The organism is Sphingomonas sp. LY54, assembly GCF_035594035.1.
GTDB lineage: Bacteria > Pseudomonadota > Alphaproteobacteria > Sphingomonadales > Sphingomonadaceae > Allosphingosinicella.
In genome coordinates this window covers 264204-288041 of record NZ_CP141588.1, presented here as the reverse complement: position 1 = coordinate 288041, position 23838 = coordinate 264204, and the positions used below count along the sequence as shown (strand labels likewise).

Below are 23838 nucleotides of genomic sequence, written 5' to 3'. Positions count from 1 at the left end.
AACGGGGCGGAATCACTGGGACTTCAGGGCATCCCGGAGCCGGCGTCGGCGGATACGCGGCTCCTCGACGAGCTGGCCAAGCTCCATGATCTCCTTGCGCAGCTCGGCGCGCTTCTCGTGGATCGAGGCGATGACGGGGCCCATCGCGATGCCGAGATCGACCAGAACCGCCTCCGACAATTGCAGCGACGATTCGAGCGTCTCGGGCACGGCGTCGGTCGCGCCGGCGCGGTAGAGTTCGGCGGCGTGCTTGGCGTCGCGGGCGCGAGCGACGATGGTGAGGTCCGGGCACCAGGCGCGCACCCGCTTGGTCAGGCGCACCGTGAGGACGGGGTCGTCCATCGTCAGGATCAGCGCGCTGGCGTGGCCGAGCTTCAGCCTGTCGACCAGCTCGGGCCGCGAGACGTCGCCGAACAGGATCGGGAAGCCCTTGCGGCGGCATTCGGCGACCGTGTCGATGTTGGAATCCACCGCGACGTAATTGCGGCCGTGGATCTTCAGCATGTCGGCGACGAGGCGGCCGACGCGCCCGAAGCCGATGATTACCGCCGCCGGCGCCTTTTCGTCGGGGCCGAGCACGGGGATGTCGACATCGGCCTGCAGGTCGACGCGGCGCGCGGCGAGCTGGCCGAGCTTGGCCAGCAGCGGCGTGATGGTGAGTCCGATCGCGGTGACGATCTGCCAGAAAGCGGCGGTGTCTCGGCTGATGAGCTGGGCCGCGGCCGCCGCGGCCAGCACGATCAGCGTGGTCTCGGAAGGGGAGGCCATCAGCACGCCGGTCTCGGCAGCAACCGACCTGCGCGCGCCGGAGAGGCGGAGCAGGCCCGCCGTCACGACCGCCTTCACGACCAGCACGGCAATGACGGCCATGACGATCGCGCCCCAATTGCCGGCGATGACGCGCACGTTGACGCTCATCCCGACCGTGATCAGGAAGATGCCGAGCGCGAGCCCGCGGAACGGCGCGGTGACGACCTCGACCTCGCTGTGATAGTCGGTCTCGGCGATCAGGATGCCCGCGATCAGCGCGCCCATGATCGGCGACAGGCCGGCGGCGGCCGTCGCCAGGCTCGAGACGATCACGACCAGCAGGCTCGCCGCCAGGAACAGTTCGGGATTCTTGGCGCGTGCCGCCTGCGCGAACAGACGCGGCAGGAAGAAGCGGCCCAGCACCAGCATCGCAACGACAGTCGCGACGCCCCAGGCGATCGTGGTCAGCAGGCCCTCGAACCCCTCGGCCTGGGCGAAGGGGGCGAGGGCGCCCAGCGCGAAGATGATCGGGACGATCGCCAAATCCTCGAACAGCAGCATCGCCAGCGCCGAGCGTCCGACGGCACTGTTCGTGCCGACCAGCGGAAGGACGATCGCGGTCGAGGACAGAGCGAGGGCGAGGCCCAAGGCGAGCGACCCGGTCCAGCCCTGGCCGATCAGGTAGAGGCCGAGGCCGATCAGGCCGGCGGACAGCAGCAATTCGGCCGCGCCGAGCCCGAAGACGAGGCTGCGCATCATCCACAACCGGCGAAACGAGAGCTCCAGCCCGATCGAGAACAAGAGGAGGATGATGCCGAACTCGGCGAACGGCTCGATCGCTTCCGGGTTGGAGATGGTGACGTAGCTGAGCCAAGGGAAGTCCCTGGCCATCGAACCCAGGCCGGCGGGCCCGACCAGCAGGCCGATCAGGATGAACCCGATCACCGGGCTGATCCGGAAGCGGGCGAAGGCCGGAATGACGATCCCCGCCGCGCCGAGGATCACGAGGGCGTCGCTGAACGTGGAAGTCTGGAAGTCGCTCGTCATCTTGCTGTTATGCAGCATCGAGAGCGATTGTCAGCAACCAACGAAAAAGCCCCGGCCGCACATCTGCGGCCGGGGCTTTCGACAAGTCCTGGCGGGTGGGCCGTTAGGCGGCGGCCATCGCCTTCTCGAGATTGGCGCGGATCGCCTCGAAGAACTGCTCGGTCGTCATCCAGCTCTGGTCCGGGCCGATCAGGATCGCGAGATCCTTGGTCATCTGGCCCTGCTCGACGGTCTGGATGCAGACCCGCTCGAGCGTCTCGGCGAAGCGCGTGACTTCGGGCGTGTCGTCGAACTTGCCGCGATATTTGAGGCCGCCGGTCCAGGCGAAGATCGACGCGATCGGGTTGGTCGAGGTCGCCTTGCCCTGCTGGTGCATGCGGTAGTGGCGCGTGACCGTGCCGTGCGCGGCCTCGGCCTCGATCGTATTGCCGTCCGGCGACATCAGCACCGAGGTCATCAGGCCGAGCGACCCGAACCCCTGCGCAACCTGGTCCGACTGGACGTCGCCGTCGTAATTCTTGCAGGCCCAGACGAACTTGCCGCTCCACTTGAGCGCGCTCGCCACCATGTCGTCGATCAGGCGGTGCTCGTAGACGATCTTGGCTTCTGCGAACTTGTCCTTGAACTCGGCGTCGAACACTTCCTGGAAGATGTCCTTGAAGCGGCCGTCATAGGCTTTGAGGATGGTGTTCTTGGTCGAGAGGTACACCGGCCAGCCGCGGGCGAGGCCGTAATTCATGCTGGCGCGGGCGAAATCGCGGATCGATTCGTCGAGATTGTACATGCCCATGGCAACGCCGGCCGACGGGAAGTCGAACACTTCCTCGTCGATCCGCTCGCCATTCTCGCCTTCCCAGGAAATCTTGAGCTTGCCGGGGCCCGGGACGCGGAAGTCGGTCGCCTTATACTGGTCGCCGAACGCGTGGCGGCCGACGACGATCGGATCGGTCCAGCCCGGGATCAGCCGGGGCACGTTGTCGATCACGATCGGCTCGCGGAAGACGACGCCGCCGAGAATGTTGCGGATCGTGCCGTTGGGCGAGCGCCACATCTTCTTGAGGCCGAACTCCTCGACGCGCGCCTCGTCGGGCGTGATCGTGGCGCACTTCACGCCGACGCCGTACTGCTTGATCGCCTCGGCGGCTTCGACCGTCACCCGGTCCTCGGTGGCGTCGCGATTCTCGATGCTGAGATCGTAATATTTGAGGTCGATGTCGAGATAGGGCTGGATCAGACGTTCGCGAATCCACTGCCAGATGATGCGGGTCATCTCGTCGCCGTCGATCTCGACAACCGGCGTTTTCACTTTGATCTTGGCCATGGGACGCGTGCTTTCCTCAGCTTGGGTGGAAGGATTTGGGGCGGGGTGTAGGCGGGGACGGCGCGGCGATCAATGGCAGGTCCCGCGTCCGGTTGTCCTGCCCGGTGTCCCGGCTTAAGGAAGGCGCATGACTTCGCTAGAAAAGCCCGACCTCGTCACGACCACGGTCCGATATCGCATGCCTTCGGTTCACCCCGAGGGTCGTAAGTTTGCGGTCATCGCCGCGGCCATCACCGGCGTCTTCGCCTTCCTGAGCTGGGAGACCCTGGCCTGGCCGATGGTCGGCATAACCATCTGGGTGCTCGCTTTCTTCCGCGATCCGATCCGGACGACGCCCAAGGGCGAGGGCCTGATCGTCGCGCCCGCCGACGGCATGATCACAATGATCGCCACCGTGCCGGCGCCGCGCGAACTGATCGGCGAGGGCGGCCTCGACGAAGCCGCGCTCTTCACCCGCGTCTCGATCTTCATGAGCGTGTTCGACGTCCACATCAACCGGACCCCGATCGCCGGCCAGGTGAAGCGCGTCGTCTATATCGCCGGCAAGTTCCTCAACGCCGATCTCGACAAGGCGAGCGAGGACAATGAGCGCCAGCATTTCCTGGTCGAGGCGCATGACGGTACCCGCATCGGCTTCACCCAGATTGCCGGCCTCGTCGCGCGCCGCATCGTGCCGTGGGTCAAGGCGGGCGATTTCGTCGCTGCCGGCCAGCGCGTCGGGCTGATCCGCTTCGGCAGCCGCGTCGACGTCTTCCTGCCCGCCGGCACCGCCCCCAAGGTGATCCTCGGCCAGCGCACGATCGCCGGCGAGACGATCGTCGGCAAGATCGGCGAGAACGAGCCCGTCGAGGGCGTCAGCCAGTGAGCGAGCGGGTGAGGCGTCCGCGTGGCATCCCGCTGAGGGCGCTCGTCCCCAATGCGGTAACCGCGCTCGCTCTGTGCTGCGGCCTCACCGGCGTCCGCTACGCCATCTCGGCCGCCAACGGCGTCGACGGCGACTGGGAGAAGGCGGTCGCGGCGATCATCGTCGCCGCGGTGCTCGACGGCATGGACGGCCGCATCGCCCGCGCGCTCAAGGGCCAGAGCCGCTTCGGCGCCGAGCTCGATTCGCTGTCGGACGTGATCGCCTTCGGCGTTTCGCCGGCGATCATCCTCTATTTGTGGTCGCTGCAATATCTGCCGCGCTTCGGCTGGATCTTCGCGCTCGCCCACGCCGTCTGCGCCGCGCTCCGCCTGGCGCGGTTCAACGCCGCGATCGACGTCGAGGAACAGCCACACAAATCTGCGGGCTTCCTGACCGGCGTGCCCGCCCCGGCCGGCGCCGGCCTCACTCTGCTTCCGGTCTATCTCTGGCTGTGGAGCGGCGAGGAAATATTCCGGCAGACCTACGTGGTCGCGCCGTGGGCCGCCCTGATCGCCTTCCTGATGGTGTCGAACCTCGCCACCTTCTCCTGGGGCTCGCTGCGGCTGCGCAGCCGCGTCCGGCTCTGGGCGATCGTGGTGATTGCGTTGATCGGCGGCGCGCTGTTCTCGGCCCCGTGGCCGACGCTGAGCATCGCGGCGATGGTCTATGCGGCTTTGATTCCGGCGAGCATCTACGCCTACGGCAAGATCAGGAGGCTGCGCGCAAGGGGAGCCGTGCGGGCTGCGTCACCACCGGGCGCGGACGAGCCGACACCCTGACGCGGCTTCCAGCCCAGGAACGATGACTGCGGCGCGCCGGCATTTCGCCCATCAGCGCGGCAAGGATATCGTCCCAATATTCGCGCACCATCTGGTGAGCGAGGGCGGCGGCGCCGATCAGCACGAAAGCGAAAAACAGAGCGGTTGCCAAGTGACTCACATCTTTTCCCCTGTTTTATCCACAGCTTAACGTCGCGGCCGTGGTTTGGTTTCCTTTTGCGTTGTTCCGCCTCTATGTTCCCGTTATGTTCTGCTGTCAACGGCTTGATTTTGTCGCGGGAGCCGACTAAGTGCGCGTCCATTCCACATGCGGAGCCATCATAACCGGTGGCTGGCAAGCCCGATCGGGCCCCAGTCTCTCGGCGCCGCAGAGGTATAACCGGAAGGAGAAAATATCATGGCGTCGACCGACGTTTCCATGCAGCAACTGCTTGAAGCCGGAGCGCATTTCGGCCACCAGACCCACCGCTGGAACCCCAAGATGAAGCCGTACATCTTCGGCGACCGCAATGGGGTCCACATCATCGATCTGTCGCAGACCGTGCCGCTGTTCCAGCGTGCGCTCGAGTTCGTCCGTCAGTCGGTCGCCGCCGGCGGCAAGGTTCTCTTCGTCGGCACCAAGCGCCAGGCGCAGGATCCGGTCGCCGAAGCCGCGCGCCGTTCGGGCCAGCATTATGTCAACCATCGCTGGCTGGGCGGCATGCTCACCAACTGGAAGACGATCTCGAACTCGATCAAGCGCTTCAAGACCCTCGAGGAGCAGCTGTCGGGCGACACCGCCGGCCTCACCAAGAAGGAAGTCCTCCAGCTCACCCGCGAGCGCGACAAGCTCGAGCTCTCGCTCGGCGGCATCCGCGACATGGGCGGCCTGCCGGACGTGATCTTCATCGTCGACGCGAACAAGGAAGAGCTGGCGGTCAAGGAAGCCAACGTGCTCGGCATCCCGGTCGTCGCGATCCTCGATTCGAACGCGAGCCCGAACGGCATCGCTTTCCCGGTCCCGGGCAATGACGACGCCAGCCGCGCGATCCGTCTTTATTGCGACGCGGTGGCCGATGCCGCCACGTCCGGCCGCACCGGCGGCCAGGCTGCCCGTGGCGTCGACGTCGGCGCGCTCGACACGCCGCCGGCCGAAGAAGCGCTGGCCGAAGCTTAACTATCTCCCCCCTCCCGCTTGCGGGAGGGGATCGAGGGGTGGGGCGAGCGCAGCGAGCTTTCTGACGCATTCCCACCCCCAGCCCCTCCCGCATGCGGGAGGGGAGAATCTTGAAAGGATTAGAGACATGGCGGAAATCACTGCCGCAACCGTCAAGGAACTGCGCGAGCGCACCGGCGCCGGCATGATGGACTGCAAGAAGGCGCTGGGCGAGACGAACGGCGACATGGAAGCCGCGATCGACTGGCTGCGCACCAAGGGTCTCGCCGCCGCCGCCAAGAAGGCCGGCCGCCAGGCCGCCGAAGGCCTGGTCGGCGTCGCCGTCAAGGGCACGACCGGCGCGGTCGTCGAGGTCAATTCCGAGACCGACTTCGTCGCCAAGAACGAGCAGTTCCAGGAATTCGTCCGCACCGTCGCCGAGCTCGCGCTCGAGACCGGCAACGACGTCGACGCGCTCGCCCAGGCCAATTGGCCGGCCGGAGGCACCGTCGAGGAGAAGCTGACCTCGAACATCGCCACGATCGGCGAGAACCAGTCGCTCCGCCGCTCCGCCGTGCTGAACGTCAATGACGGCGTCGTCGTCTCCTACGTCCACAATTCGGTCGGTGCCGGCCTCGGCAAGATCGGCGTGCTCGTCGCGCTCGAATCGACCGCCGACAAGGCCGCGCTCGAGGCGCTCGGCAAGCAGCTCGCCATGCACATCGCCGCGGCCAACCCGCTGGCGCTGAAGGGCGAGGATCTCGACGCCGAGATGGTCGAGCGCGAGCGCGCGATCGCCGCCGAAAAGGCTTCCGAATCCGGTAAGCCCGCCGACATCGTCGCCAAGATGGTCGACGGCGCGATCGCCAAGTTCCGCAAGGAGAATGCGCTCCTGTCGCAGCTCTTCGTGATGGACAACAAGACCAAGGTCGAGGACGTCGTCGCCGCCGAATCCAAGAAGCTCGGCGCGCCGGTCACGCTCGCTGCCTATGTCCGCTTCCAGCTCGGCGAAGGCATCGAGAAGAAGGAAAGCGACTTCGCTGCCGAAGTCGCGGCCGCTGCCGGCACCAACAAGGCTGCCTAAGCGTCCCGCCTCCCGCTTGCGGGAAGCGAGGCAATCGAAAACGCCCGGTCGTGGTTCACGACCGGGCGTTTCTCGTTTCAGGCCCGATTCTCCCCTGCTTTTCTGATGCGAAGGGGCGGGGAGACGGCTTGTCGCCCCCGCGACCCTTCACTAAGGTGCGCGCCGCCTCACCCTCACGATCGGACCAGACAGCCCCATGACGCGCCCGCGCTTCAAACGCATCCTCCTGAAGCTTTCCGGTGAAGTCCTGATGGGGCAGGGCCAGTTCGGCATCGATCCCAACACGGTCTCCCGCGTCGCCGAGGAAATTGCCGGCGTCGCCAAGGACCATGAGCTCTGCATCGTTGTCGGCGGCGGCAACATTTTCCGCGGCCTCGCCGCCGCGGCCAAGGGCTTCGACCGCACCAGCGCCGATTATATGGGCATGCTCGCGACCGTGATGAACGCGCTGGCCGTCCAGAATGCGCTGGAGCAGATCGGCGTCGAGACCCGGGTCCAGTCCGCCATTCCGATGAACACGGTTTCCGAGCCCTTCATTCGCCGCCGCGCCGAGCGTCACCTCGAGAAGGGCCGCATCGTCATTTTCGCCGCCGGCACCGGCAATCCCTTCTTCACCACCGACACCGCTGCCGCATTGCGCGCCGCCGAGATGGGCTGCGACGCCCTGTTCAAGGGCACGTCGGTCGACGGCGTCTATGATGCCGATCCGAAAAAGGTGTCGGACGCCCGGCGTTACGACAGCCTCAGCTTCAACAAGGTCCTGAGCGACGATCTGCGCGTCATGGACGCCAGCGCCGTCGCCTTGTGCCGCGACAACAATATTCCGATCGTCGTGTTCAACATCCGCGAGCAGGGCAATCTGGCCCGCGTGCTCAGCGGCGAAGGCACGGCGACGATCGTCCAAAACGGGGAGTGATCCATGCCAGCTTATGACAAGAACGATATCCAGCGCCGCATGAACGGCGCGATCGAGGCGCTGAAGCACGATCTGGGCGGCCTGCGCACGGGGCGCGCGTCGGTCACCCTGCTCGATCCGATCACGGTCGAGGTCTATGGCGCCAACATGCCGCTCAACCAGATCGCGACCGTCTCGGCGCCCGAGCCGCGCATGCTGAGCGTGCAGGTGTGGGACCGCTCGAACGTTACCCCGGTCGAAAAGGCGATCCGCTCCTCGGGCCTGGGCCTCAACCCGATTTCCGAAGGCCAGAATATCCGTCTGCCGATCCCCGATCTCACCGAGGAGCGCCGCAAGGAACTGGCCAAGCTCGCCGGCCAATATGCCGAAAAGGCGAAGATCGCGGTCCGCAACGTCCGCCGCGACGGCATGGACGCGCTCAAGACCGACGAGAAGAAGAAGGAAATCAGCGAGGACGAGCATAAGCGCCTCGATGCCGAAGTGCAGAAGCTGACCGACGACACGATCAAGGAGATCGACGCGGCGGCGGGGGCGAAGGAAAAGGAAATTCTGCAGCCGTGATCCCGAACCGGGCCGAAGCTGCGCCGCGGGCCGAGGCCGGTGGCGCAGGCGTGCCGCGTCACGTCGCAATTATCATGGACGGCAACGGCCGCTGGGCGAAGGCGAGGGGCCTGCCCCGCGCCTCCGGCCATCGCGCCGGCGCTGAATCCGCGCGCAAGGTGCTCCGCGCGGCGGGCGAGGCGGGCGTCGAATGCCTGACGCTCTATGCTTTCTCGTCCGAGAATTGGCGTCGGCCCGAGGAAGAGATCAACGATCTGATGGGGCTGCTTCGGCTCTATATCGGCAAGGAATTGAACGCCCTCCACAAGGAAGGCATCCGCCTCAAGATTCTCGGCGACCACAGCGCCTTCGGCCCTGAGACCGCGAAGATGGTCGACCAGGCGGTCGAGCGGACGGCGGCCAACGATCGCATGACGCTCGCCATTGCGCTCAATTACGGCGCGCGCGCGGAAATCGTGAATGCGGCACGCGCGCTGGCGCGCAAGGTTGCGGCCGGCGAGATGGCGGCGGACGCGATCGACGACGACGCGATCGAGGCCGGTCTCGACACCGCCGATCTGCCGCCGCTCGACCTCCTCATCCGCACGTCGGGCGAGCATCGCCTGTCCAATTTCCTGCTCTGGCAGGCGGCCTATGCCGAGATGCTTTTCGTCGACACGCTCTGGCCGGATTTCGACGGCGACGCGCTGCGCGCGGCTCTGGCTGAATTTGCGGGTCGCGACCGACGCTTTGGTGGCCTGTGAGCGAAGCTGAAACTCCCATTCCGGTCTCGGACCTGCCGACCCGCTTCGTGATGGGCGTGGTGATGGTCGCCATCGCCTGCATCTCCATCTATCTCGGCGGATGGCCGTTCCGCCTGCTCGTCCTTGCCGGGGCGGCGGTGATGATGCTCGAATGGGGCGACATGCACCGGGTGACGCGGCTCTGGTCCGTCCTCGGCGCCGTCCTGCTGGCGATCATCTTGCTGGGGGTGAGCGAGTGGCTCTTCCCGGCCGCAGAGATGGACGAGGCGATCAGCGCCGCCACCTTCAGCCCGGCCTGGACAGGTTTCGCCGTCATCCTCGGCTGCGCATTGCTGCTCGGCCTGGCGTCGCGCCGCGGCGGGATGGCCTGGGGCTTCCTCTATGTCGGCATTCCCTCATTCGCCCTGGTCGTGATCGACTGGGCGTGGTTCGGCATCGTCTTCTGGATGATGGTCGTCACCTGGGCGACCGACATCTTCGCTTATTTCGCTGGGCGGACGATCGGCGGGCCCAAGCTCGCGCCGCGGATCAGCCCCAACAAGACCTGGGCCGGCCTGTTCGGCGGGATTGTCGGCGCAGCGGCGGTCGGCGCGCTGGCGGCCTGGTATTTCGATCTCGGCATGCCCTTCCTCTATATTGGCGGCGCCATGGCGGTGCTCGCCCAGGCCGGCGATCTCTACGAAAGCGGGCTGAAGCGCCGCGCCGGCGTCAAGGACAGCGGCACGATCCTGCCCGGCCATGGCGGGGCGCTGGACCGGCTCGACGGGTTGCTGCCGGTGATCGTCGCCACCTTCCTGCTGCTGGTCACCGGGCAATGGACAGGGTGAAGCAGACCATTCGCAGCGTCACCATCCTCGGAGCGACCGGCTCCGTCGGCCAGTCCACCATCGACCTGATCGCTCGCGATCGCGACCGGTTCGACGTGCTTGCGCTGACCGCGCATCGCGACGTGGCGGGGCTGGCGGCGGCTGCGCGGCGGGTCGGCGCGCGCCATGCCATCATCGCCGATCCGTCGTTGCTGGCTGCGCTCGAGGATGCGCTCGCCGGCACCGGCATCGAGGCGGCGGCGGGCGAGCAGGCGGTGATCGACGCGGCCGCGTCCGGGGCCGACTGGACGATGGCGGCGATCGTCGGCACCGCCGGCCTGCGCCCGGTGATGGCCGCGCTGCGCCAAGGGAAGACGGTCGCGCTCGCCAACAAGGAGGCTCTGGTCTCGGCCGGCGAGGTGATGACGCAGGCGGCGCGGGCGAGCGGCGCGACTTTGCTGCCGGTCGATTCAGAGCATAATGCGATCTTCCAGTGCTTCGACCATGAACGGCCCCACGGCGTGCGCCGCGTCATCCTCACCGCCAGCGGCGGTCCGTTTCGGTCGAAGAGCCTGGAGGAGATGCGCCGCGTCACTCCGGCGCAGGCCGTTGCCCATCCGAACTGGTCGATGGGCGCCAAGATCTCGGTCGATTCCGCGACGCTCATGAACAAGGGCCTCGAATTGATCGAGGCCTTTCACCTGTTCCCGCTCGGCGCCGACGCGTTCGACGTCGTCGTCCACCCGCAATCGGTGATCCACAGCCTTGTCGAATATGTCGACGGCTCGTTCCTGGCGCAATTGGGCGCGCCCGACATGCGGATCCCGATCGCGCACAGCCTGGCGTGGCCGGAGCGGATGGAGACGCCGTGCGAGCGGCTGGATCTGGTGAAGGTCGCCAGGCTCGACTTCGAGGAGCCGGACATGGTCCGCTTCCCGGCCCTCGCGCTCGCCCGCCAGGTGCTCGGCGAAGGCGGGGCCAAGCCGGCAATCCTCAATGCCGCCAATGAAGTAGCCGTCGCATCCTTTCTGGACAGCGCGCTTCCTTTCCTCGATATCGCCAATATCGTCCGTGAAGCGTTGAGCCTTTACACGCCGCCGGCACCGGCTTCGCTCGACGACGTGCTCGCAGTGGACCGGGAAGCCCGGCGCCATGCCAGCGAACTGATTGGGAAGTTCAGAATTTGACCACTGCCGCGCCCGGCCTTTTGATGACGATCCTGAGCTTCCTGCTCGTGATCGGGCCGCTCATCTTCATCCACGAGCTCGGCCATTATTTCGCCGGCCGCTGGTTCGGCGTGCAGGCGGAGACTTTCTCGATCGGATTCGGCAGGGAAGTGTTCGGCTGGACCGACAAGCGCGGCACGCGCTGGAAGGTGGGCTGGCTGCCGCTCGGCGGCTACGTCAAGTTCAAGGGCGACATGAACCCGGCCAGCCAGCCCTCCGACGAATGGCTGTCGCTTCCCGCCGAGGAGCGGGCGCAATGCTTCCAGGCCAAGCCGGTGTGGCAGCGCTTCATCATCGTCGCCGCGGGCCCGATCACCAACTTTCTGTTCGCGATCATCGTCTACATGGGCGTGTTCGCCGCTTATGGCGAGCCGCGCACGCCGGCGGTGATCGCCTATGTCGCGCCCGGTTCTGCGGCCGAGAGCGCGGGCATCCGCCCCGGCGACCAGATCCTCACGATCAACGGCCTGCGCATCTCCCGCTTCGAGGATATCGGCGCCTATGTGCAGATCCGCCCGGAGAAGCCGCTCGCGGTCGAGCTGGCGCGGGGCGACGATCGCCTGACCGTTCGCACGGTGGCCCGTGCCGAGGTCCAGCGCGACAGCTTCGGCAACGAGGCCCGCATTGGGCGCCTCGGCGTGAGCCCGGTCGGCAATCGCGTCTTCCACGACGTGCCGGTCTGGGAACTGCCGATCGCGGCGGTTCGGCATACTGCCGACACAGTGAAGATGATGGTCGTGACATTGGGCCAGGTCATCACCGGCGACCGCTCGATGAAGGAAATGGGCGGGCCGCTGAAGATCGCCCAATATTCCGGTCAGCAGGCGAGTGTAGGCTGGTTCAGCTTCCTGATGTTCATGACCGTGATTTCAATTAATCTGGGATTCATCAACCTGTTGCCAATCCCCTTGCTCGATGGCGGGCATCTGGCCTTCTACACGATCGAGGCGGTGCGACGGAAACCACTGAAGCCGGAGGCGCAGGAATGGGCGTTCAGGACCGGGCTCGCGGCGCTATTGGCGCTGATGATGTTCGTGACCCTGAACGATCTGGCGTCTTTCGGCGTCTGGAAGAAGCTTGGCGGGTTGATCGGCTGATCAGCTTGGGGCAGGGCAGGGACCAACAGGGACCACGCGCGCCGGATTTCTCCGGCCGTGCAGCGTAAAGGCGGGGACGCGTGACAGCGATCAATGCATTTTCCAACAATCGGCGGCTGTGCTCGGCTTTGCTGGTCGGCACCATGCTCGGCGGATTCTCCGCGGCTGGCTACGCGCAGACGGCGCAGCCGACGACGCCCGCTCCGGCGGCGCAATCGCCGATCACCGTCGGATTGCCCGGCAGCGGCACGGTCCGCTCGCTGGCGGTAACCGGCGCCCAGCGCCTCGAGCCGGAGACGGTTCTCTCCTATCTCAAGCTGCGCCCGGGCGAAGCCTATGACCGCGAACGGCTCGACGAGGCGATCCGCGACCTCTACGCGACCGAACTCTTCGCCGACGTCCAGATCCTCGGCGCCGACACCGGCAACATCGTCGTCCAGGTTCGCGAGAACCCGGTGATCAACCGCATCATCCTGGAGGGCAACAAGCGCCTCAAGGACGACAAGATCGTGCCCGAGATCCGTCTCGCGCCGCGCCAGATCTTCACCCGCTCCAAGGTCCGCGCCGATGTCGCGCGCATCATCGAGCTCTATCGCCGCCAGGGCCGCTTCGCCGCCGAAGTCGAGCCCAAGATCGTGCAGCTCGACCAGAACCGCGTCGATCTCGTCTTCGAGATCCAGGAGGGCCCGCGCTCGAAGGTGCGGGGCATCAACATCCTCGGCAACGAGATTTACAGCGATGGCCGGCTGCGCTCGGAGATGGCGACCAAGCAGTCGAGCCTGCTGAGCTTCCTGAGCTCGGGCAACACCTACGATCCGGATCGCCTCGCCTACGACCAGCAGAAGCTGCGCCAATTCTATCTGACCGAGGGCTATGCCGATTTCCGCGTGATCTCGGCGGTGGCCGAACTCACCCCGGACAAGCGCGACTTCATCATCACCTACGTCGTCGAGGAAGGCGAGCGCTATAAGTTCGGCGATGTCAGCGTCGAAAGCGACATCCGCGATTTCCGGGGCGAGGACATGACCGCCTTGCTGCCGATGAAGAAGGGCGACTGGTACAACGCCAAGCAGATCGAGGACACGGTCACCGGCCTGTCCGAATCCGCCGGCCTGTTCGGCTACGCGTTCGTCGAGGTCGACCCGCAGATCAAGCGCAGCGCCGAAGACAAGACCATGTCGGTCACCTTCAAGCTGGACGAGGCGCCGCGCGTCTATGTCGAGCGGATCGACATCAACGGCAATACGGTGACCCGCGATAAGGTCGTCCGCCGCGAGTTCCGCCTGGCCGAGGGCGATCCGTTCAACAGTGTGCGCGTCAAGCGCTCGCGCGACCGCATCCAGTCGCTTGGCTTCTTCCAGGACAATCTCGAGATCAAGCAGGAGCAGGGGTCCTCGCCCGACCGTGTCGTGCTCTCGGTCGACGTCGAGGAACGGTCGACCGGCGAGCTCCAGGTCTCGGCCGGCTTCTCGAGCCTCGAGCGCTTCCTGGTCAACCTGTCGATCACGCAGCGCAACTTCATGGGCAAGGGCCAGACGCTCCGCGCCGCGGTCAATTATTCGAGCTATTCCAAGTCGGTCGAGCTCGGCTTCACCGAGCCCTATCTGTTCGACCGCAACATCGCGCTCGGCGGCGATATCTTCCGGCGCGACTTCCGCAGCTTCAACTTCGTCAACAGCAACCGCAACACGACCTACGAGCAGGTCTCGACCGGCGGGCAGGTGCGCCTCGGCGTTCCGCTCACCGAGCATATGATCCTGGCTCTTCGCTACGGGCTTACGTTCGACGAGGTCGGCCTCGACGAAGGGCTATTCTTCACCGATCCCGACGGCAATGGGCCGCTCGCGCCGCAGTGCGATCCGCTTCTCGCGGGCCGCTATCTGTGCGACGCCATCGGCGACCGGACGACCTCCTCGGTCGGCTATTCGCTCTCCTACAACACGCTCAACAACAATCTCCGCCCGTCCAAGGGCGAGCGGATCGTGTTCAGCCAGGATTTCGCCGGCGTTGGCGGCACGACGAAATATCTGCGCTCGCGTCTCAACGGCTCCAAATATTGGGGCATCGGCAATAGCGGCTTCATTTTCTCGACGAGCATCGAAGGCGGCTACATCCACAGCTTCGAAAACCAGCGTTTCGACGTGGACGGCAACGAGATCGACAAGGTCCGCCTGACCGACCGCTTCTTCCTCGGCGAACCGCAGATGCGCGGCTTCGACATTCGCGGCGTCGGTCCGCGCATCGTCCGCCGCCGCTTCGACGAGGACGGCAACGTGATCCCGGGCAAGGACGGCATCTTCGCCGAGGACGCCCTCGGCGGCCGGGCTTATTATCTGGGCCGCGCCGAGCTCGAGATTCCGCTCGGATCGAAGGGCCGCGAGCTTGGCCTGCGCCCGTCGGTGTTCGTCGACGTCGGCGCCCTGTTCGGGCTCAAGGACCCGATCACCCAGTCGATCACGCCAAACGACCCGCGTGCCCAGAACCGCTGCATCGACGCCCAGGGCGGAAGTACCCCGGTGCCGACCACCGGATCCTGCCTGCCCGGCACCAATTTCCGCGCAGGCGTCACGCCCTTCGACGAGCAATTCCTGGGCGACTCGCCCAAGCCGCGCGTCTCGGTGGGCTTCGGCGTCAACTGGAACTCGCCTTTCGGACCGTTCAGGATCGATATAGCCAAGGCCCTTACAAAGGCCGAAGGTGACGATACCAAGCTCTTCACATTCAACGTAGGGACCGCATTCTAATGAACAAATTTGCTATCAGCACGGCGCTCGCCGCCGTTGCGCTCGCCATTCCCGCCGCCGCGCCGGCGCAGAAGGTCGGCTCGGCCGTGATCGTCGTCGTCGACTCCGAACGCGTGTTCCGCGATTGCAACGCCTGCAAGGCCGCGCAGACCCAGCTTCAGACCCAGCTTCAGCAGCTCCAGCAGCGCGCCCAGCAGCTCGGCCAGCCGCTCGAGACCGAGGCCGCTTCGATCCGCACCGCGGCCGGCGGCAAGGCGCCCGACGCCGCGCTTCAGAAGCGCATCCAGGACCTGCAGACCCGCCAGAGCACGGCCGCGCAGGAAATCCAGCGCAGCGAGGCGACGTTCAATCGTAACCGCGCCTATGTCGCCCAGCAGATCCAGACCCGCCTCAACCCGATCATCCAGCAGGTGATGACGACCCGCGGCGCCAACGTCGCGCTCGACACCCAGGCGACTTTGGCGCGCTCGCCGGCGCTCGACGTCACCAACGACGTCCTCGCCGCCCTCAACCAGCAGCTGCCGAGCGTGGTCACGACCGCTCCGGCCGCGCCGCAGCAACAGCAGCAGCCCCAGGGCCGGTGAGCGCCGAAACTCAGGCCGCCATCGGACCGCTTGACGTCAAGCGGGTGATGGCGGCCCTGCCGCACCGTTACCCGATGCTCCTCGTCGATCGCGTCGAGGAGATCGTCCCCGACAAGTCGATTACCGCCATCAAGGCTGTGACGATCAACGAGGACTTCTTCAACGGCCATTTCCCGGGCCGTCCGATCATGCCGGGCGTGCTGATCGTCGAGGCGCTGGCGCAGGCTGCCGGCGTGCTGGCGGTGGAATCCCTCGGCCTCGCGAATTCGGGCAAGCTGGTCTATTTCATGGCGATCGAGGGCGCGAAGTTTCGCACCCCGGTCGAGCCGGGCTGTTTGCTCCGGCTCGAGGTCGAATTCGTCCAGAAGCGCGCCTCGGTGTGCAAGTTCGCCGGCAAGGCCTTGGTCGACGGCAAGGTCGCGGCCGAAGCCAATTTCACGGCGATGATCGCGGATCCGCCCGCGGCCTGATTACCGACCGATCAGAAGGCGGGGCGCCATGTCCCGCCTTCTTTCGTCACCCCGAATACCTCCGGAATGCGCGGCCCGCGTAGCAACTCACCCGGCTCGCCGTCCGCCACTATTCGCCCTTTGTCGAGAATGATCAGGCGGTCGGCATAGGTGCCGGCGAGATCGAGGTCGTGGATCGCCAGCAGCAAAGCGCGATCGGCCCCGCGCATGCCGTCATGCAGCAGATCGAGCAGTTTCAGCTGCCATAAGGGATCGAGGTTCGCGACCGGTTCGTCGAGCAGGGCGACCCGCGGACGCGCGGCCAGCACGCGGGCGATCAGCACGCGGCTGCGCTCCCCAGTCGACAGTCGGTCGACGCGGCGATCGGCCAGCGCCCCCAGGTCCAGCGCCTTCACAGCCAGATCGATCGAGGCCGGATCGCCGCCGCCCAGCGCGATCACGTCGCGCGCGGCGAGCGGCCATTTGACGTCGCGCGAGGCGGGCAGGAAGCCGAGCAGGCGCTGGCGTTCGCCGGGGCCGAGGCTGCGCGGATCGACGCCGTCGATCTCGACGCGTCCCGTCCTCGGGCCGATCCCGGCCAGAGCGTGAAGCAGGCTGGTCTTGCCGCTGCCATTGGGGCCAATCAGGCAGGTGAGGGTGCCCGGCTCGAGCGCCAGCCGGGTCTCGGCAAGGCGGCCAGGCCGGCTGAGGCCCTCGGCGACGAGCAGGCTCATCGCTCCAGCCTCCAGCGCATGTGGGCGACCAGCCACAGGAAGAAGGGCGCGCCGAGCAGGGCGGTCACGACGCCAATGGGTAAGGTCCGTCCGAGCGGCGCGGCGCGGACGACGAGGTCGGCGGCGAGCAGGAGCAGGCCGCCGATCAGCGCGGCGGGCAGGATCGCCCGGCCGGGATGGCCGGCGGTAAGCCGGCGCGCGAAGATCGGAGCGACCAGCCCGACGAAACCGATCGCTCCGCAGATGGCGACGCAGGCGCCGACGCCGATCGCGGTCAGGCAAACGATGCGGAGCCGCATGCCGCTGACGTCATGGCCCAAAGATTGGGCGACCTCTTCCCCAAGGCTCAGCGCATCCAGTCCCCCCCGCATCCGCCACAGCAAGCCGATCGCGATCAGCCCCGGAACGGCGGCGAAGGCGGCCTGGTCGAGGCTGCGATCGACCAGCGAGCCCATCAGCCAGTCATAGGCGTCGTAGAAGGCGAAGGGGGAGGGGGCGAGCGCCAGGGCGAGCGTGGTGAGCGCGCCGGCGAGCGCGCTGATCGCGAGGCCGGACAGGAGCAGGGTCGCCGTCTCCGCGCGCGGACCGGCCAGCGCGATCAGCAGCAGCAGGGCCCCGAGCGCGCCCGCGACAGAGCCGACCGACAGCGCCAGCGGCGCGGCAAAGCCGAACCAGTAAGCCGTGACGACCGCGCCGAGCGCTGCGCCGCTGGTCGTACCGGTCAGATCGGGCGAGGCGAGCGGATTGGCGAACAGCGCCTGGATCGCCGCGCCGGAGGCTCCCAGCACCGCCCCATAGAGCAAGGCGAGCAACGCCCGCGGCAGGCGGAGTTCGGCGAGGACGGCGAGAGCAAGGTCCCGGTCCCGGCCGAGCAATTCTGCAAGCGGGGGCCATGGCGTCAGCAGCGACAGCAGGAAGGCGAGGGCCAGCGCGCCGCCGAGCAGGAGCCAGCGCGGAGTCATGGCGCCATTTTCCGGAGGCGTTGAACTTCGTCGATCATCAGCGGGCCCATGCAGGTCCAGCGACGGCCGTCGGTGGGGATGGCGCGCGAACGGCGCGTTCCCCGCGCGAGCGGATGGGCGAGCCACCTTTGCTCGCCCGAATATTGGCCGCTGCGATAGTCGCTGCGCAGCAAGATGGCGGGCGGGCGGACAAGCAATTGCTCGAGCGACACGCGGTCGCCGCGCAGCGGGCGCTGGCGGAAGCCGGCGAGGCGCATCCACTGCGCGGCGAGGCTGTTGGCGCCGACGCTGCGGCCGCCGCCGCCGAGCCAGATCGTGTCGGCGGCGGACGCGGGCTGGCTCCGTTTCAGCGCCGAGATCCGCGTGAGCATGCGGCGTCCCTCCGCCTCGCGGCCCAGCGCCGCGGCGACGGTCATGATCGCCTGCTCGGTGTCGGCGATGCTGGCGGGGAAGGGCAGATCGAGCACGCGGATGCCGAGCCGCCGGGCGATGCGCGTGCGGTCGCGCGCGCCGCCGCCCATGGTCAGGACGAGATCGGGGCGGAAGCCGGCGACCGAGAGCAGGCTGCCGTCATTGCGTTGGTAGCGCCGCGCCTGCCGCCACAGAGGCGTCTCCGCCTCTTGGCTTGAGAGGTGCGTCACCGAGGCGATCTGGCCGGGCGCGGCGAGCGCGAGCAGCAGTTCGTCGGTGCACAGGTTCAGCGAGGCGACCCGCGTGGGGGCCGCCTCCGCCGCGCCGGAGAGCGCCAGGCTAGCGGCCAAGATGCAGGCGAAGGCCCGCATAGACCGTCCTTCCGGGCGTGGCATAGCCGACCACGTCCTGATAATCGGCATCGAGCGCATTTTCGAGCCGGGCGTAGGCCTCGATCGCCGAGGTGATCCGGTAGCCGAGCTTGAGCGAGGCGAGGGCGTAATCGCCGAGCGTCACGCGCTGCGCCGGGAACAGGTCGAAATCACTGTCGACGCGCTTGCCGACATAGGAGACGCCGGCGCCGAGATCGAAGGCGCCGAGGCTGCCGTCGAGCATGAGATTGGCGGCATGGCGTGGCCGACGGACTTCCCGCACCTGCGACGTGCCGGCCAGCCGCTGCTCGCCGGCGTCGAGATAGGTGTAATTGGCGTGGAGGCGCAGGCTGGCGACCCGATACTCGCCTTCCAGCTCGACGCCGCGGCGGCGGCTCTTGCCGTCGACATTGGCGGTGCCGGACAGGAAGGTGACCGGATCGAACGTGTCGACGATCTCATTCTCGAGCCGGTTGGAAAATGCGGTGACGCCAAGGGCGGCGCGGCCGCCCTGCCAGCGAGCGCCCGCTTCATAGCCCTTGGAGCGCTCCGGCCGCAGCGCCGGATTGCCGACGAACGAGCCCGGGAAGAAGCCGTGAAGATCGTAGAAGCTCGGCTGGGCGATGCCTTCGCCATAGCCGGCGTGGACCGTCCATCCGGCGGCGGGCCTGAACAGGACGGAGCCGCGCAGCGTGGTTTCGTCGGCAAAGGCGCTGAAAGCGTCGTGGCGGACGGCGATGTCGGTGACGAGGCGGTCGTTCCATTCGGTCCGCCACTGGCCGACCATTGCGGTGAGCGCACGCGAGCGCCGCTGGTCGGTGGCGCCGAAATAGACCTGGTCGCGGGCGCGGAACGTCTCGCTCTCATGCTCGGCCGCGACGGTCAGGCGGTGCCCGGCGAAGGCGCGGGTCACTTGGCCGCCGGCGGTGAAGCGTTCGCCGAACGTGCTGTTGAGCGGTTCGCCCGCGAGCCGGTTGCGGTTGGCGCTGTCGAGCCAGGAGCCGTCGAATGCCAGCGTCCAGCCGCCCTGCGTCGTCCGCGCCCAGCCACGCACGGCGCGGACCCGGTTGGCGGTCGAATCGAGCGTGTCGGCGCGGCGGAAGGTGACCGGATCGCTGCCGTCATAGTCGCTGACGCCCTCGATATAATGGCCCACCACCCCGATCTCGCTATCCGCGACCGGGCTGAACACGGCCTTGAGGCTCGCCGTCTTGGTCTCGAAGCCGTCGCGTTCTCCGCCGGCGCCGAAACTATCGATGCCGTCGCTACGGAGCCAGCCCGCCGCGCCGCTCAGCCCGACGTCGCCGACCCGCGCCGCGACGCCGCCCGAAACGCGGGCGCTGTCGAGGCTGCCATATTCGGCGAGCGAGGTGACGCCTTGGGCGTGGAGCGGATCGGCCGCCTCCAGCGCTATGACGCCGCCGAGCGCCTCCGACCCCCACAGGGCCGATTGCGGGCCGCGTACCAGTTCGATCCGCGACAACGCGTCGTTGGAGAGGAGTTCAAACCGCGCCTCGTTGCCCGCCGCCGGATCGTTGAAGCGGATGCCGTCGACGAACAGCAGGGTGTGGCTTGCTTCGGCGCCGCGAATGCGGACCTGCGTCTGCGTGCCGCGCGGCCCGGTCGTCGCGACCGAGACGCCGGGCGCAAGCCGCAGCACGTCGCTGGTCGCAGGCAGAGCGAGCGAGTCGAGCGTGGCCCGGTCGAAGAGGCTGGCCGAGATTGCGGCCTCGCCGATCGCGACCGGCTCGCGCGCTCCGGTGACGATGATCGCGCCCGACGGATCGGCGTTAGCGGGACCGGTGGCGGCGAGGAAAAGGACAAAAGTATTCATGAAAACCCCCAAAGACGACGTTGATGTCGTCTCGGAGGAACCGTCTGGACAGGCCCAGGCGATGCCACACGCTGACGGCTGGACCCGGCCGGGCGTGGACGACAGCGAAGGCAGGTCTCCTGGCTATGCGGGTCATCGCCCGGTCTCTCCGTTGTGGAGAGGGGGCTCGCCGCCTACAGTTGCGGGCACAGCGCCGGAATTGAACCGGCTTCCCTTTTCACCGCCGTTTTACGGGCGGCACCTTCGCTGCGGAGCGGGCTAGGCCCGCGGGCCCCGGCTTGTCAATCTCGCTGGCAGCTTGTAAGGGCGCGGCTCGCTTTCACGAGGCTGGTCGGAACCAGCCGAAACCCAGGAAATTCAGATGAAGACCGATATCCATCCCGATTATCACATGATCAAGGTCCAGATGACCGACGGCACAGTGTTCGAGACGCGCTCGACCTGGGGCAAGGAAGGCGACACGCTGCAGCTCGACATCGATCCGACCGCGCACCCGGCCTGGACCGGCGGCACCGGCAAGATGCTCGACACGGGCGGCCAGGTCGCGCGCTTCAACAAGCGCTTTGGCGGCCTTACGCTCGGCAAGAAATAAGCATTGCACGCGGGGGGCGGCATCCCGGTCCTCGAGACCGATCGCCTTCTCCTGCGCGCGCCATCGGCTGACGACCTCGCGGCCTCCACGGAAATGTGGAGCAACCCCGAGGTCGTTCGTCATATCGGCGGCAAGCCTTTCACGCGCGAGGACGTGTGGGGACGCATCCTGCGCGGGCTCGGCCTGTGGTCGATGCTCGGCTACGGCTATTGGGCGGTCTACGACAAGGCCGCGGGCCGCTTCGTCGGCGACGTCGGCTTCGCCGATTTCCATCGCGCATTCGAGCCTTCGATCGAGGGCGTTCCCGAGATGGGCTGGGTGCTCGATCCCTGGTGCCACGGCCGCGGCTATGCCAGCGAGGCGGTGAGCGCCGCTTTGCGCTGGGGCTCGGCGAGCCTCGACGTTGCCGAATTCAGCTGCATCATCGATCCCGCCAATGCGCCCTCGCGGAATGTCGCGGCCAAGGCCGGCTTCGCGCAGGTCGCGGAAACGATTTACAAGGACGCGCCGATCCTGGTCTTCCGCCGCCCCGCCTGAGGCGCGGCCGCTAGGGGATCAGCCGCGCGAAGCCGCCGCTGCCGATCCGGTCGAGCCGGGCGCGATATTCCTCGTAACAGGGATCGCCGGCGCTGATCAGCCCGAACACCGGCTCGGTGCCCGCCCGACACGGGATCAGGGCGAGCGGCGTTGCCGCGGGGAGCAATTGCGAGCCCTCGCCGACGATGAGGGTGGTCAAGATCCCGTTGAGCTCGCCGCTGATCGAGGGACGGCCGAGGATCGCGATGCGATACTGGCCCGATTCCTGAGTCACCAGATAGATGTGGCCCGACAGATGCGGGAACGACACGTGCCCGGCCTGGGTGAAGGCGGCGTCGAGGCGGGCGGATTCCTGGAAGGTGAGGCAGTGACACGCCTCGTTCCAGGCGATCAGCACGCGATACGCATAGACCGCGCCCGGATTGTTGAACGAGGGCCGCAGCGTCAGATAATCGCCCTCGAGCCAGCTGACGCCGGCGCGCGAGTAGGCGCCCAATTCGACCGGAGCCAGATGCGGCGCGTCATGCGCTGAAGGAGCGGGGGCCATAGTGGCGCGCAGGTGAAGGCCCAGCGCCTCCTCCAGACGGACGACGGTCGCCAGCGTGAACGGGCGCCGCCCGGCGAGCGCTTTTTCAAGTGTCGAGAGACTGATCTTGGCTTCGTCGGCAAGCCACTGGCGGGATTGCCGGCGCCGCGCCAAGGCCTCGCGCACCACCGCGGCTACCGACTCGCTGGACTGGGTGTCGAGGTCGCCCTGCATACCGTATTATTACCATAAGGCGGGCGAAAGTCCGCACATTTCCGCACATTCCGTCACCGGCCCGCACAAAATATCCTGACGTCTGCCCCGGTGGACGGATGTTGCGGGTCTTTCTCGTGGAGAAACGCGCCGGATCGGATCAAAAGCACCCTCGAAGTGGGGAACGACCATGACGACCGCCGTGCAATCACTGGTGAAAAGCGCAACCGGCCTGCTGCTCGCGATGGTGCTGCTGGGAAGCGGCGGCATGGCGCGCGCGGCGGAACTCGCCACCCACGTCGAAGCCATGGCCGATCCGATGATGAAGGTCCTGACCGTGGTCGCAATCCTGCTCGCGACGGCCGGCGTGGTCCTGCGCGTCCGCGAGCGCCGGGCGAGCTAGGCCGAGCCGAGCTTCGGGCTCGCGCCGTCCGCCACCTGTCTCTTGCCGTCGATCACGATCGGCGAAGCGACCCCCGGAATGCCATCCAGATCCAGCCGCATGCCGCGAGCCATCACCTGCGGGTCGGCGAACACGTCGGCGACGTTGTTGATCGGCCCGGCCGGGACGTGCGCGGCGGCGAGCGCCTGCAGCAATTCGTCGCGATGGCGCTGGGCGAGGGCAGGGGCGAGGGCGGCGGTAAGCGCGTCGCGGTGGCCCACCCGGTCGGCATTGCTGCCGAAGCGCGGATCGTCGGCCAGCGCCGGCACCCCGATGAGGCCGCACAATTTGCGGAACTGCCCGTCATTGCCGACCGCGACGATGACGTGGCCGTCGGCGACTGCGAAGGTCTGGTAGGGCGCGATATTGGGATGCGCATTGCCGAGCCGGCGCGGCGGCTGGCCCGAGACCAGGTAGTTCATCGCCTGGTTGGCGAGCACCGAAACCTGGACGTCGAGCAAGGCCATGTCGATATGGGCGCCGCGCCCGGTCGCGTCGCGGCCGCGCAGCGCGGCCAGGATCGCGGTCGAGGCATAGACGCCGGTGAAGATGTCGGCGAAGGCGACGCCGATCTTCTGCGGCTCGCCCTCGGGGTCGCCGGTGAGGTCCATGATCCCGCCCATGCCCTGGATCATGAAATCGTAGCCCGCACGCGGCGCATAGGGGCCGTCCTGGCCGAAACCGGTGATCGAGCAGTAGATCAGCCGCGGGTTGAGCGCGGACAGGCTGGCATAATCGAGCCCGAACTTGGCGAGCCCGCCGACCTTGAAATTCTCGATCACGACATCCGCGTCGCGGATCAGGGCGCGCACCTGGTCCTGGCCCTCGGCCGTGGTGAAGTCGATTGCGACCGAGCTTTTGCCGCGGTTGGTGGCGTGGAAATAGGCCGCGCTGCCGTCCTGCTCCACAAACGGCGGGCCCCAGGCGCGTGTGTCGTCGCCCGCGCCCGGGCGCTCGACCTTCACCACGTCGGCGCCGAGATCGGCAAGCAATTGCCCCGCCCACGGCCCCGCCAGGATGCGGGCGAGTTCGACAACCTTCAGTCCCGAGAGCGGCTTGTCCATGCCCGG

The 23838-nt window shown here is 67.2% G+C and carries 25 protein-coding genes and 1 riboswitch; of the genes, 17 read left to right on the top strand and 8 right to left on the bottom strand.

The features are described 5' to 3' along the window. Positions 1-12: 12 nt before the first annotated feature. Positions 13-1797: a cation:proton antiporter domain-containing protein gene (locus SH591_RS01500; protein ID WP_416385221.1), complete on the bottom strand. Its 1785-nt coding sequence runs from the start codon at positions 1795-1797 to the stop codon at positions 13-15. A gap of 103 nt (positions 1798-1900) precedes the next feature. Further along, positions 1901-3118: an NADP-dependent isocitrate dehydrogenase gene (locus tag SH591_RS01495; protein WP_322830475.1), complete on the bottom strand. Its 1218-nt coding sequence runs from the start codon at positions 3116-3118 to the stop codon at positions 1901-1903. Between the two features lie 127 nt (positions 3119-3245). Between SH591_RS01495 and SH591_RS01490 the strand changes: the two genes are divergently transcribed. The 14 genes from SH591_RS01490 (at position 3246) to fabZ (ending at position 16167) form a co-directional block, all read left to right on the top strand. Then, positions 3246-3983, top strand: a complete 738-nt coding sequence (locus SH591_RS01490; protein ID WP_322830474.1) for a phosphatidylserine decarboxylase — start codon at positions 3246-3248, stop codon at positions 3981-3983. A gap of 8 nt (positions 3984-3991) precedes the next feature. Continuing rightward, complete coding sequence (locus SH591_RS01485; RefSeq protein ID WP_324750216.1) at positions 3992-4801, top strand: CDP-alcohol phosphatidyltransferase family protein; 810 nt, start codon at positions 3992-3994, stop codon at positions 4799-4801. Positions 4802-4823: 22 nt separating this feature from the next. After that, on the top strand, positions 4824-4991 hold the full coding sequence (locus SH591_RS01480; protein ID WP_324750215.1) for a hypothetical protein: 168 nt from the start codon (positions 4824-4826) through the stop codon (positions 4989-4991). 207 nt (positions 4992-5198) lie between these two features. Then, on the top strand, positions 5199-5957 hold the full coding sequence (gene rpsB, locus SH591_RS01475; RefSeq protein ID WP_322830471.1) for a 30S ribosomal protein S2: 759 nt from the start codon (positions 5199-5201) through the stop codon (positions 5955-5957). A gap of 127 nt (positions 5958-6084) precedes the next feature. Continuing rightward, positions 6085-7020 carry a translation elongation factor Ts gene (tsf, locus tag SH591_RS01470; protein WP_324750214.1) on the top strand — a complete coding sequence of 312 codons (936 nt, stop codon included), beginning with the start codon at positions 6085-6087 and terminating at the stop codon, positions 7018-7020. 196 nt (positions 7021-7216) lie between these two features. Then, positions 7217-7936 (top strand): UMP kinase, encoded by a 720-nt coding sequence (gene pyrH, locus SH591_RS01465; protein WP_322830469.1) that lies wholly within the window; start codon positions 7217-7219, stop codon positions 7934-7936. 3 nt (positions 7937-7939) lie between these two features. Next, positions 7940-8497 (top strand): ribosome recycling factor, encoded by a 558-nt coding sequence (gene frr, locus SH591_RS01460; protein WP_322830468.1) that lies wholly within the window; start codon positions 7940-7942, stop codon positions 8495-8497. Further along, positions 8494-9240, top strand: a complete 747-nt coding sequence (locus SH591_RS01455; RefSeq protein ID WP_416385201.1) for an isoprenyl transferase — start codon at positions 8494-8496, stop codon at positions 9238-9240. The genes frr and SH591_RS01455 overlap by 4 nt, the downstream gene beginning before the upstream one ends. Next, on the top strand, positions 9237-10067 hold the full coding sequence (locus SH591_RS01450; RefSeq protein WP_324750213.1) for a phosphatidate cytidylyltransferase: 831 nt from the start codon (positions 9237-9239) through the stop codon (positions 10065-10067). The genes SH591_RS01455 and SH591_RS01450 overlap by 4 nt, the downstream gene beginning before the upstream one ends. Before the next feature lie 8 nt (positions 10068-10075). Further along, the gene (locus SH591_RS01445; protein WP_324751312.1) at positions 10076-11233 is read left to right on the top strand and encodes a 1-deoxy-D-xylulose-5-phosphate reductoisomerase; all 1158 of its coding nucleotides are present in this window, start codon (positions 10076-10078) and stop codon (positions 11231-11233) included. Between the two features lie 23 nt (positions 11234-11256). Next, a complete protein-coding gene (rseP, locus tag SH591_RS01440; RefSeq protein ID WP_324751311.1) occupies positions 11257-12369 on the top strand; it encodes an RIP metalloprotease RseP in 1113 nt (370 codons plus the stop codon). Between the two features lie 89 nt (positions 12370-12458). Then, the gene (gene bamA, locus SH591_RS01435) at positions 12459-15113 is read left to right on the top strand and encodes an outer membrane protein assembly factor BamA (protein ID WP_416385220.1); all 2655 of its coding nucleotides are present in this window, start codon (positions 12459-12461) and stop codon (positions 15111-15113) included. After that, entirely contained in the window at positions 15113-15697 is a 585-nt protein-coding gene (locus SH591_RS01430) for an OmpH family outer membrane protein (protein ID WP_322830465.1), read from the top strand. The genes bamA and SH591_RS01430 overlap by 1 nt, the downstream gene beginning before the upstream one ends. Positions 15698-15744: 47 nt before the next feature. Beyond that, positions 15745-16167: a 3-hydroxyacyl-ACP dehydratase FabZ gene (gene fabZ / locus SH591_RS01425; RefSeq protein ID WP_324751309.1), complete on the top strand. Its 423-nt coding sequence runs from the start codon at positions 15745-15747 to the stop codon at positions 16165-16167. An 11-nt stretch (positions 16168-16178) separates the two neighbouring features. Here the strand turns inward: fabZ and SH591_RS01420 are convergent, their stop codons facing one another. The 4 genes from SH591_RS01420 to SH591_RS01405 are packed head-to-tail and all read right to left on the bottom strand — an operon-like array spanning position 16179 to position 20458. Further along, positions 16179-16880 (bottom strand): ABC transporter ATP-binding protein, encoded by a 702-nt coding sequence (locus tag SH591_RS01420; RefSeq protein ID WP_324750212.1) that lies wholly within the window; start codon positions 16878-16880, stop codon positions 16179-16181. Then, positions 16877-17842 (bottom strand): FecCD family ABC transporter permease, encoded by a 966-nt coding sequence (locus tag SH591_RS01415; protein ID WP_324750211.1) that lies wholly within the window; start codon positions 17840-17842, stop codon positions 16877-16879. Before SH591_RS01415 ends, SH591_RS01420 begins: the two co-directional genes overlap by 4 nt. After that, positions 17839-18624, bottom strand: a complete 786-nt coding sequence (locus SH591_RS01410) for an ABC transporter substrate-binding protein (protein WP_324750210.1) — start codon at positions 18622-18624, stop codon at positions 17839-17841. Before SH591_RS01410 ends, SH591_RS01415 begins: the two co-directional genes overlap by 4 nt. Continuing rightward, positions 18593-20458, bottom strand: coding sequence for a TonB-dependent receptor plug domain-containing protein (locus tag SH591_RS01405; protein WP_324750209.1), 1866 nt, complete (start codon positions 20456-20458; stop codon positions 18593-18595). Before SH591_RS01405 ends, SH591_RS01410 begins: the two co-directional genes overlap by 32 nt. Positions 20459-20550: 92 nt before the next feature. Then, positions 20551-20718, bottom strand: a riboswitch (cobalamin riboswitch). A 101-nt stretch (positions 20719-20819) separates the two neighbouring features. On the opposite strand from SH591_RS01405, the gene rpmE reads away from it, so the two are divergent. Continuing rightward, a complete protein-coding gene (rpmE, locus tag SH591_RS01400) occupies positions 20820-21050 on the top strand; it encodes a 50S ribosomal protein L31 (protein WP_322830459.1) in 231 nt (76 codons plus the stop codon). 3 nt (positions 21051-21053) lie between these two features. Next, the gene (locus tag SH591_RS01395) at positions 21054-21587 is read left to right on the top strand and encodes a GNAT family N-acetyltransferase (protein ID WP_324750208.1); all 534 of its coding nucleotides are present in this window, start codon (positions 21054-21056) and stop codon (positions 21585-21587) included. Positions 21588-21597: 10 nt separating this feature from the next. Here the strand turns inward: SH591_RS01395 and SH591_RS01390 are convergent, their stop codons facing one another. Further along, positions 21598-22347 (bottom strand): helix-turn-helix domain-containing protein, encoded by a 750-nt coding sequence (locus SH591_RS01390; protein ID WP_324750207.1) that lies wholly within the window; start codon positions 22345-22347, stop codon positions 21598-21600. A gap of 169 nt (positions 22348-22516) precedes the next feature. Between SH591_RS01390 and SH591_RS01385 the strand changes: the two genes are divergently transcribed. Further along, entirely contained in the window at positions 22517-22729 is a 213-nt protein-coding gene (locus SH591_RS01385; RefSeq protein ID WP_322830456.1) for a hypothetical protein, read from the top strand. Here SH591_RS01385 and SH591_RS01380 read toward each other — a convergent pair. Then, positions 22726-23832 (bottom strand): CaiB/BaiF CoA transferase family protein, encoded by a 1107-nt coding sequence (locus tag SH591_RS01380; RefSeq protein ID WP_324750206.1) that lies wholly within the window; start codon positions 23830-23832, stop codon positions 22726-22728. The genes SH591_RS01385 and SH591_RS01380 overlap by 4 nt on opposite strands. Positions 23833-23838: the final 6 nt, after the last annotated feature.